We start from the raw sequence: 12,180 nt of genomic DNA, 5'->3' as shown, positions 1-12,180 counted from the left end.
GTCACGTAACTCGTTCGAGAGCCCGCCGGGAGGTTTGCGAGACTGGTGCGGTGAGCAGTGCACTCGTCGCCCCGCGCGTCATCGCCGTCGTCGGACCCACCGCGGCCGGAAAGTCCGATCTCGGTGTCTTCCTGGCCCAGCAGCTCGGCGGCGAGGTCGTCAACGCCGACTCCATGCAGTTGTACCGGGGGATGGACATCGGTACCGCCAAGCTGACGCCCGAGGAGCGCGGTGGCGTCCCGCACCACCTGCTGGACATCTGGGACGTGACGGTCACCGCCTCCGTCGCCGAGTACCAGAAGCTGGCCCGCGCCCGGATCGACGCCCTGCTCGCCGAGGGCCGCTGGCCCGTCCTGGTCGGCGGCTCCGGTCTGTACGTCCGCGGAGCCGTCGACAACCTGGAGTTCCCCGGCACCGACCCGGAGGTCCGGGCCCGGCTGGAGGAGGAGCTGGCGCTGCGCGGCCCGGGCGCCCTGCACGCCCGGCTGGCCGCCGCCGACCCCGACGCCGGGCGCGCGATCCTGCCGGGCAACGGGCGCCGTATCGTCCGGGCGCTTGAGGTGATCGAGATCACCGGCCGGCCCTTCACGGCGAACCTGCCCGGCCACGACTCCGTCTACGACACCGTCCAGATCGGCGTCGACGTCGGGCGGCCGGAACTGGACGACCGCATCGCGCGGCGCGTGGACCGCATGTGGGAGGCGGGCCTCGTGGACGAGGTGCGCGCGCTGGAGGCGCAGGGTCTGCGCGAGGGGCGCACGGCGTCGCGCGCGCTCGGCTACCAGCAGATACTGGCGGCGCTGGCCGGGGAGTGCACCGAAACGGAAGCGCGGGACGAGACCGTGCGAGCCACCAAGCGCTTCGCGCGCCGCCAGGATTCCTGGTTCAGGCGTGATCCCCGGGTGCACTGGTTGAGTGGGGCCGTCGCGGACCGCGGGGAACTTCCGCAGCAGGCCCTGGCGTTGGTCGAACGACCGGTTACAGCCTGATCACGTCATGGCATCGGGATGCGCCGCCGGTCATCGCGGCCTGTGGCGCCGTGCCATCATCGAGCTTCGATCGACCAAGTGGAGCCTAGTTGGGAGGGCGCGTGGCGATGGAGGCCGGCCCTCGCGACACCGCACGCAGTGCCGAGCACGTCACCACCGAGGGTGACGGCCGCGGCCGGGACGAAGACGGCGGCCTCGCCGACGACGGCTCACCCGGGGACCACCTCCCCGGCGTCGGCCTGCCCGGCGATCACCTCCTCGAAATCGGCCTCCCCGACGTGGGCCTCTCCGAAGCCCGGCCCCCCGAGAACCGCCTCGCCGACGACGGCCTGCCCGGGGACCGGCTGGCCGACGACGGGCCCGACGAGACCGCGGGCGGCGTCACCGCCGACGGACCGGCGCCCGAGGAGATGTATCCGGGCGGCCCGGAGGTCGAGGTCGAGCTGCGCCCGCAGCGCCGGCTGCGCATCTGGCAGCTCGCGCCCATCGTGGGCCTCTCCGCGGTCGGCTCCCTGATGTTCGCCTTCCCGCTCGCCTTCGACTTCGGCGACAGCGGCGCCGTCATCGCCATGCTCGGCCTGCTGATCTGCTCCTGCGCGGCCGGCTGGGGCATGATGGCCGCCCGCCGCGTCGGCCACACCTGGCCCGGCCTGCCCCCGCGCGGCTCCGGCCGCCGCCCCGACTGGCGCGTCGTACTCGGCTACGTCCTGCTGGTCGCCCTGGTGGTGATCCTCGCCGTGTGGCGGGTGGCCAGACTGCGCTGACGCGTCCCCGGAGCGTGCCGGGGCGGCCGGAACGTCCCCAGGAGGGGCGCGCGGTCCGCTCCCGTACGATCGAGGAATGAGCACACGGATCGCCTTCCTCAAGGGTCACGGCACCGAGAACGACTTCGTGATCCTGCCGGACCCGGACAACGCCCTCGACCTGTCCCCGGCCGCCGTGGCCGCGCTGTGCGACCGCCGGGCGGGCCTCGGCGGGGACGGCGTGCTGCACGTCGTACGGTCCGCGGCGCACCCGGAGGCCCGGGCGATGGCCGGCGAGGCCGAGTGGTTCATGGACTACCGCAACGGCGACGGCTCGGTCGCCGAGATGTGCGGCAACGGCGTGCGGGTGTTCGCGCGCTACCTCCAGCACGCCGGTCAGCTCGCCGAAGGCGACCACACCATCGCCACGCGCGGGGGCGTGAAGACGGTCCACATCGCGAAGAACGGCGACATCACCGTAGGCATGGGCCGCGCCCGCCTCCCCGAAGGGGACGTCACGGTGAGCGTCGGCGAGCACAGCTGGCCCGCGCGCAACGTCAACATGGGCAACCCGCACGCGGTGGCCTTCGTCGACGACCTGGCGCAGGCCGGCGATCTGTACAGCGCGCCCCCGGTCAGCCCGGCGGCCGCCTATCCGGACGGTGTGAACGTCGAGTTCGTCGTCGACCGCGGCCCCCGGCACGTCGCCCTGCGCGTGCACGAGCGCGGCTCCGGCGAGACCCGCTCGTGCGGCACGGGCGCGTGCGCCGTCGCCGTGGCCGCCGCCCGCCGCGACGGCGCCGACCCGGCCGTCACCGGCACCCCGGCGACGTACACCGTGGACGTGCCCGGCGGACGCCTGGTCATCACCGAGCGGCCGGACGGCGAGATCGAGATGACCGGCCCCGCCGTGATCGTCGCCGAGGGGACGTTCGACGCGGAGTGGCTGGCCCAGGCGTTCGGCTGACCCGGAAACCTAAACCTCGATTCCGTCGCTCGAATGGGTGATCCGTTTCACGCTCGGCGAGAGGCGGTCGGTCGCACGTGGTGGGGTCGGTAGCATCAAGCACCGGCACGGACGGGGGGAACGTCGCCATCCCTGAGCCATGTGCGCCCTGGGGCTCCGTCCGCCGGTCCACGAGCCGGAGGTGCCCATGAGTGCGGAGGCCACGAACCCTGCGACCCCTGGACCGGCGGCGCCACCAGTGGTGCTGGCCCCGGCGGTGGCGCAGGCGCTCACCGCGTCCGCGCCGCCCGACGCGCCGCGCCGGAAGGCCCGGCCCCGGCTCGACCTGCGCCGGCTCGGCCGTGCCGCGCTGCTCGGCCCCGCCGCCCGCGACAGGCTGCCCGACGCGATCGGCCACGTCGTGGAGGCGCACCGCGCCCACCACCCCGACGCCGACCTCGAACCGCTGCGCCGCGCGTACGTCCTGGCCGAGTCCTCGCACCGCGGCCAGATGCGCAAGAGCGGCGAGCCGTACATCACGCACCCGCTCGCCGTGACCCTGATCCTCGCCGAACTCGGCGCCGAGACCACGACCTTGACGGCCTCCCTGCTCCACGACACCGTCGAGGACACCGAGGTGACGCTGGATCAGGTGGGGGAGCAGTTCGGCGCGGAGGTGCGGTATCTGGTCGACGGCGTCACCAAACTGGAGAAGGTCGACTACGGCGCCGCCGCCGAGCCCGAGACCTTCCGCAAGATGCTCGTCGCCACCGGCAACGACGTGCGCGTGATGTCGATCAAACTCGCCGACCGGCTGCACAACATGCGCACCCTCGGCGTGATGCGCCCCGAGAAACAGGCGCGGATCGCCAAGGTCACCCGGGACGTCCTCATCCCGCTCGCCGAACGCCTCGGCGTGCAGGCCCTCAAGACCGAACTGGAGGACCTGGTCTTCGCCATCCTCCACCCCGAGGAGTACGAGCACACCCGCGGCCTCGTCGCGGAGAACGCCGCCCGCCCCGCCGACCCGCTCGCCGAGGTCGCCGAGGAGGTGCGCGCGGTGCTGCGCGAGGCCGGCATCCCCGCCGAAGTCCTCATCCGCCCCCGGCACTTCGTCTCCGTCCACCGCGTGGCCCGCAAACGCGGCCGGCTGCGCGGCACCGACTTCGGCCGGCTGCTGGTGCTGGTGAACGAGGACGCGGACTGTTACGCCGTCCTCGGTGAACTGCACACCTGTATGACGCCGGTCGTCTCGGAGTTCAAGGACTTCATCGCCGTACCGAAGTTCAACCTCTACCAGTCCCTGCACACCGCCGTCGCCCAGCCCCAGCCGCGCACCGCCCCGCGCGGGGGGACCCCCGCCGCCGCCCAGGTCGTCGAAGTCCTCATCCGCACCCACCAGATGCACAAGGTCGCCGAGGCCGGCGTCGTCGCCCTCGGCAACCCGTACGCGCCCGCCGCCGACACCACCGCGGCCGACCCGGCCGCGCCCGGCGCCCCCGCCGACGGCGAACGCGCCGACCCGACCCGGCCCGGCTGGCTCTCCCGCCTCCTCGACTGGCAGGAGGCCGCGCCCGACCCGGACACCTTCTGGTCCACCCTGCGCGAGGACCTCGCCCAGGACCGCGAGATCACCGTCTTCCGCCCCGACGGCGGCACCCTCGGCCTGCCCGAGGGCGCCACCTGCGTGGACGCCGCCTACGCGCAGTACGGCGAGGACGCGCACGCCTGCATCGGCGCCCGCGTCAACGGCCGCCTCGCCACCCTCAGCACGGTCCTGCGCGACGGCGACACCGTCCAGCTCCTGATGGGCCAGGACCCGGCGTCCGAGCCGTCGCGCGAATGGCTGGAGCACGCCCACACACCGGCCGCCCGCATCGCCATCCAGCGCTGGCTGGCCACCCACCCCGGCGGCGGCGCCGACCCGGACGACGGCGCCGGACCACGCGGCACCCGGGACACGCCCGCCGGGACCGCCGCCGCCCCGGGCACCGCCGCGGCGACCGCCTCCGCCACCCACCCGGACGCGCCCTCCGACGGCGCCGGACCCGCCCCGTGGCCCCGGCCCGCCGACGTTCTCGCGGACCGGCCCGGCGCCGTCGTACGGCTGGCCGGCTGCTGCACGCCCGTACCGCCGGACGAGATCACCGGGTTCCCGGTGCGCGGCGGAGTGGTCACCGTGCACCGCGTGGAGTGCGCCGTGGTGGCGCACATGAAGAGCGTGGGGCGCGCGGAGACCGGCGTGCGCTGGGGCGACACCGCCGGATGCCGGGTCACCCTGGTCGCCGAATCGTTCGGCCGCCCCCATCTGCTCGCCGACCTGACCGAGGCCATCGCCCTGGAAGGCGCCGAGATCGTCTCCGCCACCGTCGAACCGCCCAGCCAGCAGCGGGTCCGGCACACCTACACCCTCCAGCTCCCCGACGCCGCCCGGCTCCCGGCCCTGATGCGCGCCATGCGGGACGTCCCCGGGGTGTACGACGTCGGCCGCGCCCAGCACCAGACACCGCCCTCCTGACGCGGGCGTCCGGCTACCCGATCGAGTGGGCCGGGCGCGCGTCGCCGCCGCCGGGCGGACAGGCCCTGGTAGCGGTGGTCCATGCTGCTCACCCCCCGCTCCCGCGCCCGGACCCGGCCCGAGATCCCCGGGCGCCGGCCCCGCCCCGCACTCTTGCCGCACCGGACCCGCTCCCCGATCTCCCGGCACCGCGCGGCGGCCCTGCTCGCCTCCGCGGTCTGCGTCTGCCTCGTCGCCGCCGCGGCCCCGGCCGAACCCCTCGGCGTCGGCGACCGGCTCTACCCCTACCTCGGCAACCCCGGCTACGACGTCGCCTCGTACGACATCTCCCTCACCTACTCCGGCAGCAACGACAAGCCGCTGGAGGCCGTCACCACCATCGACGCCTGGACCACCGCCGACCTGGAGCAGCTCAACCTGGACTTCGCGCACGGCACCGTGCGCTCCGTCGAGGTCGACGGACGCCCCGCCGAGTTCACCGGCGCCGGCGAGGACCTCGTCGTCACCCCGCCGCACCCGCTGGCCGAGGGCGACTGGACCCGGATCACCGTCCGGCACACCAGCGACCCCGTCTACGGCGCGGACCAGCAGGGCGGCTGGGTGCGCACCGCGGACGGCCTCGCCATGGCGAACCAGGCCGACGCCGCCCACCTGGTGTTCCCGTGCAACGACCACCCGTCCGACAAGGCGATGTTCACCTTCCGGATCACCGCGCCGAAGGACTACACGGTCGTCGCGGGCGGCCTGCCCGCCGGCGCCGAGCGGGTCGGCCCCACCACCACCTGGACCTACCGCACCCAGCACCCCATGGCCACCGAACTCGCCCAGGTGTCCATCGGCCGCTCCGCCGTCGTGCGCCGCGAGGGACCGCACGGACTGCCCCTGCGCGACGTCGTGCCCGCCGCCGACCGCAAGGCGCTCGAACCCTGGCTCGCGAAGACACCCGACCAGATCGCCTGGATGGAGAGCAAGGTCGGCCGGTACCCGTTCGAGACCTACGGCGTCCTCATGGCCGGGGCCTCCACCGGCTTCGAACTGGAGACCCAGACCCTCTCGCTCTTCGAGAAGAAGCTGTTCACCGAGGGTGACTACCCGCAGTGGTACCTGGAGTCGATCCTCGTCCACGAACTGTCCCACCAGTGGTTCGGCGACAGCGTCACCCCGCGCGCCTGGTCCGACGTCTGGCTGAACGAGGGCCACGCCACCTGGTACGAGGCGCTGTACTCCGAGGAGACCGCGCACCGGCCGCTGGCCGACCGGATGAAGGCCGCCTACGGCGCCTCCGACCGCTGGCGCGAGGCCGGCGGTCCGCCCGCCCGGCCCAAGCCGCCCGCCCCCGGCCAGAAGATCGGCATCTTCCGGCCCAACGTCTACGACGGCGCCGCCCTCGTCCTCTACGCCCTGCGGCAGGAGATCGGCCGGCCGGCCTTCGAGCGCCTTGAGCGGATCTGGGTCGACGAGCACCAGGACGCCAACGCCACCACCGCCGACTTCGTCCGGCTGGCCTCCGCCGTCGCCGGCCGCGACCTGGGCGACTTCCTCAGGCCCTGGCTGTACGGCGAGAAGACCCCGCCCATGCCCGGCCACCCGGACTGGAAGCCGACCGCGGCGGCCAAGGGAGCCCCGCCCCACACCCGGCGATAACCCCGTGACGAGACGCGCCGTCCCGTGCGACCATCTACGGGTCGGCGCACGCAGGGGACACGGGAATCTCCCGGGGTACCCGTGCGTTGAACAAGACGAGCGGTCCTCGTGACCGCCGCACCGATGCCGCAACGGCGACCCTATCGACGTAAGGATCCAATGACCTCCTCTTCTTCCTCTCCCCAGGACACCAAGCGCCTCGCGCACACCTATCCCGAGGGTCTTCGGGCCGATGCCCTGATGGAAGAGGACGTCGCCTGGAGCCACGAGATCGACGGCGAGCGGGACGGAGAACAGTTCGACCGCTCCGAGCGCGCGGCCCTGCGCCGTGTCGTCGGCCTCTCCACCGAGCTGGAGGACGTCACCGAGGTCGAGTACCGCCAGCTCCGTCTGGAGCGGGTCGTGCTCGTCGGCGTATGGACCACCGGCACCGCACAGGACGCCGAGAACTCCCTCGCGGAGCTGGCCGCCCTCGCGGAGACGGCGGGCGCGCTCGTGCTCGACGGCGTCATCCAGCGCCGCGACAAGCCCGACCCGGCCACCTACATCGGCTCCGGCAAGGCCGCCGAGCTGCGGGACATCGTCCTCGAAACGGGCGCGGACACCGTCATCTGCGACGGTGAGCTGAGCCCCGGCCAGCTGATCCAGTTGGAGGACGTGGCCAAGGTCAAGGTCATCGACCGTACGGCCCTGATCCTGGACATCTTCGCCCAGCACGCCAAGTCCCGCGAGGGCAAGGCGCAGGTCGCGCTCGCGCAGATGCAGTACATGCTGCCGCGGCTGCGCGGCTGGGGTCAGTCGCTGTCCCGGCAGATGGGTGGCGGTCGCGGCGGCCTCGCCACGCGTGGCCCCGGTGAGACCAAGATCGAGACGGACCGGCGCCGGATCCGCGAGAAGATGGCGAAGATGCGCCGGGAGATCGCGGAGATGAAGACCGGCCGCGAGATCAAGCGCCAGGAGCGCCGGCGCCACAAGGTGCCGTCCGTGGCCATCGCGGGCTACACCAACGCCGGCAAGTCCTCCCTGCTCAACCGCCTCACGGGCGCCGGTGTCCTGGTCGAGAACGCCCTGTTCGCGACCCTGGACCCGACCGTCCGCCGGGCCGAGACCCCGGGCGGCCGGCTGTACACGCTGACCGACACCGTCGGCTTCGTCCGGCACCTGCCGCACCACCTGGTCGAGGCGTTCCGCTCCACCATGGAGGAGGTCGGCGACTCCGACCTCATCCTGCACGTGGTGGACGGCTCGCACCCCACCCCGGAGGAGCAGCTCGCCGCCGTGCGCGAGGTGATCCGGGACGTCGGCGCCACCGGCGTGCCCGAGATCGTCGTGATCAACAAGGCGGACGCGGCCGACCCGCTGGTCCTCCAGCGGCTGCTGCGGGTCGAGAAGCGCTCGATCGCCGTCTCGGCGCGCACCGGCCAGGGCATCGCGGAGCTGCTCGCCCTGATCGACGACGAGCTGCCCCGCCCCGCGGTCGAGATCGAGGCGCTCGTGCCCTACACCCACGGCAAGCTGGTCGCCCGCGCCCACACCGAGGGCGAGGTGCTCTCCGAGGAGCACACCGCGGAGGGCACCCTGCTCAAGGTCCGGGTGCACGAGGAACTGGCGGCGGACCTGACTCCGTACACACCGGTCTCCGCAGCCTGACCCACGGCACACGGCACCACGAAGGCCCGCCGTCCCTCCAGGGGCGGCGGGCCTTCGCCGTGTTCAGCGCGCGGGTGGGCGGCGGGGCCTCGCCGGGTTCACCGCGTCGGCACACCGACCGCGCCGCCCGGTTTCTCTCAACGCCCGGCGAACTGCTCGCTCACCGAGTCGTACAGCTTCTTGGCCACCTCGCCCAGCCGGGGACCGGCCAGCCAGCCGGCGCTCACCGGGCCGATGGACGTGTTCGACACCAGCGCCGGCTTGCCGTCGGCGCCCGTCTCCACCCAGCCGCCGCCGGAGGACCCACCGGTCATCGAGCAGCCGATGCGGTACATCGTCGGGTCGGACTGCTCGATGGAGAGCCGCCCCGGCTTGTCCTGGCACTGGTACAGCAGCCGGCCGTCGTACGGCGCCGCCGCCGGGTAACCGGTCGCGGTGATGCTGTCCACCTTCGGCACGGCCGGCGCGTCGAAGTCGACCGGCAGCGCCCCGCCGACCGTCTCCTCCAGCGACTTGCCGCTGCCGCCCTGCTCCGGCGCCACATGGATGACGGCGAAGTCGTACGAGGCACCGTTGCCGCCCGTCTGGCCGCCCTCGCTGATCCACTGCTGCGAGGTCTTCGCCGCGTCGGCCCACCACACGCCGTACGGCGCGACCTCGGCCCGGGTCGCGTGCTCCAGCCCGGCCGCCGACATGCCCTGGTCGTTGTACGACGGCACGAAGGCGATGTTGCGGTACCAGCCGCCCTTCTTGCCCGCGTGCACACAGTGACCGGCCGTCCAGACGAGGTTCGACTTGCCCGGGTGCGCCGGGTCCTGCACGACCGTCGCCGAGCAGACCATGGTGCCCTCGGGGGAGTCGAAGAGCAGCTTGCCGGACGTGGCCGCGCTGGAGTGGTACGGCGGCGCGACCGCCTGCGCCTGCACCGGCGTCGGCGTCGGGTCCGTCACGCCCTGGTCACCCGAGAGGTCGTTGTCGTCGACGCCCCGGTCCGGATCGTCGGCGCCGCGCATCCGGTCCGGGTCCCACAGGCCCTTGATGACCGGGTTGATGAAGTCGTTGGCCTCGCGCAGCCAGTCGTCCTTGTTCCAGTTCTTCCAGGCGCCGTTCTTCCACTTGTCGATGTCGATCCCGTGCTCCTTGAGCCTCTGCTTGAGGTCCTCCGGGATCCTGATCTTTCCGTCGCCGGTGCCCGCGGCGGTCGCGGACGGGTTGCCGTCGGCATGGTCGTCACCGTCGCCGTTACAGGCGGTGGCGGTCAGCGCCAGCGCCGAGACGAGGGCGACCGCCGTCAGCGAGGCGGAGGTGCGGCGACCACCCCTTCCTCGCCGAGCGGTGAACGACGGCCGTATGGATCGCATGTTCGTGACTCCCCCTGCTGTGAAAGGAACTCGGCGCTACGGCCCCGGAACCGGCGGCGAACCATGGACGGTTCCTGCCGGTCCCGCGACCTTCTGGGAACGGCAACACACACTATGCGGTCGCTGTGGGGGAGTTCTGCCGGGAGGGCAACGGTTCCGTCACAGGCTGCCTGAGCAGGGAACGAACCGGCTCCGCGCGCACCGCCCGGACGGAGCGCGACCCGACTCGGCCGCGCCCCGGCCGCCGTTGACGGCACGCGCGCGGCCTGACGAACCCCGGCGCACACCGGCCTGTCAACCCGGCGCACTCTGGCCCGACGCCCCCGCACACATCTGCCTGACGACCCGGCGCGCGCGGCCCGACACCCACGCTCCGGCGCCCGCGCGGTCCGACGGCCCCGGCGCCCGCGCTGCCCGGCGACCCCAACGGCCGCCGTCCGGGCGCCGGTCGGCGAGACGGCGGGTCACGACAGCCACGCCGTCCGGCCAAGGTTCTCACCGCGACCCCGTAACCGCCCGAACGGTCGGCGGTTGTAGCCGGTGTGGCCCGGCGTCCGGGCCGGTACCCGTAGAACAACTCGCCTGTGAGCAGCCGGGAGGACAACGCGCCGTGGCCGTAACGGAGTCGATGGCTGGAGGCACACCCGGGGAAGCGCGGGCCGTGCAGGAGGGGATCCTCAGACGCCAGTCGGCGCGGGAGTCCTCGGCACGCACCTACGCCCGCGCCCTGCCCATCGTCCCCGTGCGGGCGCGCGGGCTCACCATCGAGGGCGCCGACGGCCGCCGTTACCTGGACTGCCTCTCCGGTGCCGGCACCCTCGCCCTCGGCCACAACCACCCGGTCGTCCTGGAAGCCATCCGCGGGGTCCTCGACTCCGGAGCGCCCCTCTCCGTCCTGGACCTCGCCACCCCGGTCAAGGACGCCTTCGTCACCGAGCTGTTCAGCACCCTCCCGCCCGGACTCGCCGCCCATGCCCGCGTCCAGTTCTGCGGACCGGCCGGTACCGACGCCGTCGAGGCCGCCCTCAAACTGGTCCGCACCGCGACCGGCCGCAGCGGCGTCCTCGCCTTCACCGGCGCCTACCACGGCATGACCGCCGGCGCCCTGGCCGCCTCCGGCGGTGCCCAGGACGTCCGGGTCACCCGCCTGCCCTATCCGCAGGACTACCGCTGCCCGTTCGGCCTCGGCGGCCCGTCCGGCGCCGAACTCGCCGCCCGCTGGACCGAGACCCTCCTGGACGATCCCAAGTCCGGCGTCCCCCTGCCTGCCGGGATGATCCTCGAACCCGTCCAGGGCGAGGGCGGAGTGATCCCCGCGCCGGACGACTGGCTGCGCCGTATGCGCCGGCTCACGGCGGACCGCTCCATCCCGCTGATCGCCGACGAGGTCCAGACCGGAGTCGGCCGCACCGGCGCCTTCTGGGCCGTCGACCACAGCGGCATCACGCCCGACGTCATGGTCCTGTCCAAGGCCATCGGCGGCAGTCTCCCGCTGGCCGTCATCGTCTACCGCGACGATCTCGACACCTGGCAGCCCGGCGCCCACGCCGGCACCTTTCGCGGCAACCAGCTCGCCATGGCGGCGGGCACCGCCACCCTCGCCTACGTCCGCGAGAACGCCCTCGCCGAACGAGCCGCCACCCTCGGCTCCCGCATGCTGACGCAGCTCGCGGACCTCACCCGGGAGTACGCCTGGGTGGGCGACGTACGGGGCCGCGGACTGATGATCGGCATCGAACTGGTGAACCCGGAGCCGGACCGGACGACCCCGGCAGAACGCGGCCCGGCCGGCGCGCCCGGCATCCCCGACGACCCCGTCGCCGGCCACCCCGGCGCGACGGGCGCCCCCACCATTCTCGACGGTCCCGGTCCCGGTCCCGGTCCCGGTCCCGGTGCCTGGGCTGCCCCAGGTGTCCCCGGCGGCCCGACCTCGGCACCGACCCGACCGGTTCCCCGCCGCGTTCCGTACCCGGCCGCGCCCGAACTCGCCGCGGCGGTCCAGCGCGAGTGTCTGCGCCGCGGACTCATCGTGGAACTCGGCGGCCGGCACGCGTCCGTGGTCCGGCTGCTTCCGCCGCTGACGATCAGCGACGAACAGGTGACGGCCGTACTCGACCGTCTGACCGACGCGATCGCGGCAGCCGTCCGGCACCAGACGACCCATGGCCCGACCCACGGCCCGCGCCGGCAACGCCGCCCGGACTCCGCCCAGCCCACCGGCTGACCCGCGGGCACGCCCCACCCGGCCACCGGCGCCGGCCCGGGCCTTACGGCCCTCCCCGCATCCCTTCCGCACTCCGCCCCCTTCCGGGCACCCCGGCCGGCACCG

At 73.6% G+C, this 12,180-nt stretch carries 8 protein-coding genes; 7 read left to right on the top strand and 1 reads right to left on the bottom strand.

The window, feature by feature from the left end; all coding sequences use genetic code 11:
- The first annotated feature begins 50 nt into the window (after window positions 1-50).
- The 6 genes from miaA (at window position 51) to hflX (ending at window position 8,490) form a co-directional block, all read left to right on the top strand.
- Window positions 51-989 carry a tRNA (adenosine(37)-N6)-dimethylallyltransferase MiaA gene (gene miaA, locus ACH4OA_RS18615; RefSeq protein ID WP_397943250.1) on the top strand — a complete coding sequence of 313 codons (939 nt, stop codon included), beginning with the start codon at window positions 51-53 and terminating at the stop codon, window positions 987-989.
- Between the two features lie 107 nt (window positions 990-1,096).
- Entirely contained in the window at window positions 1,097-1,753 is a 657-nt protein-coding gene (locus ACH4OA_RS18610) for a hypothetical protein (RefSeq protein ID WP_397969842.1), read from the top strand.
- Window positions 1,754-1,829: 76 nt separating this feature from the next.
- A complete protein-coding gene (dapF, locus tag ACH4OA_RS18605; RefSeq protein WP_397969817.1) occupies window positions 1,830-2,699 on the top strand; it encodes a diaminopimelate epimerase in 870 nt (289 codons plus the stop codon).
- A gap of 187 nt (window positions 2,700-2,886) precedes the next feature.
- Complete coding sequence (locus tag ACH4OA_RS18600) at window positions 2,887-5,196, top strand: RelA/SpoT family protein (RefSeq protein ID WP_397943254.1); 2,310 nt, start codon at window positions 2,887-2,889, stop codon at window positions 5,194-5,196.
- A gap of 81 nt (window positions 5,197-5,277) precedes the next feature.
- Window positions 5,278-6,840, top strand: a complete 1,563-nt coding sequence (locus ACH4OA_RS18595; RefSeq protein ID WP_397969815.1) for a M1 family metallopeptidase — start codon at window positions 5,278-5,280, stop codon at window positions 6,838-6,840.
- Window positions 6,841-6,999: 159 nt separating this feature from the next.
- The gene (gene hflX, locus ACH4OA_RS18590; RefSeq protein ID WP_365877034.1) at window positions 7,000-8,490 is read left to right on the top strand and encodes a GTPase HflX; all 1,491 of its coding nucleotides are present in this window, start codon (window positions 7,000-7,002) and stop codon (window positions 8,488-8,490) included.
- A 137-nt stretch (window positions 8,491-8,627) separates the two neighbouring features.
- Here the strand turns inward: hflX and ACH4OA_RS18585 are convergent, their stop codons facing one another.
- Window positions 8,628-9,851 carry a trypsin-like serine peptidase gene (locus tag ACH4OA_RS18585; RefSeq protein WP_397946228.1) on the bottom strand — a complete coding sequence of 408 codons (1,224 nt, stop codon included), beginning with the start codon at window positions 9,849-9,851 and terminating at the stop codon, window positions 8,628-8,630.
- 610 nt (window positions 9,852-10,461) lie between these two features.
- On the opposite strand from ACH4OA_RS18585, the gene ACH4OA_RS18580 reads away from it, so the two are divergent.
- The gene (locus ACH4OA_RS18580; RefSeq protein ID WP_397969813.1) at window positions 10,462-12,075 is read left to right on the top strand and encodes a diaminobutyrate--2-oxoglutarate transaminase family protein; all 1,614 of its coding nucleotides are present in this window, start codon (window positions 10,462-10,464) and stop codon (window positions 12,073-12,075) included.
- The last annotated feature ends 105 nt before the right edge of the window (window positions 12,076-12,180 follow it).

The organism is Streptomyces sp. NPDC017095 (assembly GCF_044332325.1).
GTDB lineage: Bacteria > Actinomycetota > Actinomycetes > Streptomycetales > Streptomycetaceae > Streptomyces.
Note: the sequence above shows the minus strand (reverse complement) of the source record. Positions and strands in the feature narration are given on the sequence as shown.

Bases quoted from the DNA above. Each gene is read 5' to 3' on its own strand.
- ACH4OA_RS18610 (WP_397969842.1), top strand. From the start codon at position 1,097: ATGGAGGCCGGCCCTCGCGACACCGCACGCAGTGCCGAGCACGTCACC.
- dapF (WP_397969817.1), top strand. From the start codon at position 1,830: ATGAGCACACGGATCGCCTTCCTCAAGGGTCACGGCACCGAGAACGAC.
- ACH4OA_RS18600 (WP_397943254.1), top strand. From the start codon at position 2,887: ATGAGTGCGGAGGCCACGAACCCTGCGACCCCTGGACCGGCGGCGCCA.
- ACH4OA_RS18595 (WP_397969815.1), top strand. From the start codon at position 5,278: ATGCTGCTCACCCCCCGCTCCCGCGCCCGGACCCGGCCCGAGATCCCC.
- hflX (WP_365877034.1), top strand. From the start codon at position 7,000: ATGACCTCCTCTTCTTCCTCTCCCCAGGACACCAAGCGCCTCGCGCAC.
- ACH4OA_RS18585 (WP_397946228.1), bottom strand. From the start codon at position 9,851: ATGCGATCCATACGGCCGTCGTTCACCGCTCGGCGAGGAAGGGGTGGT.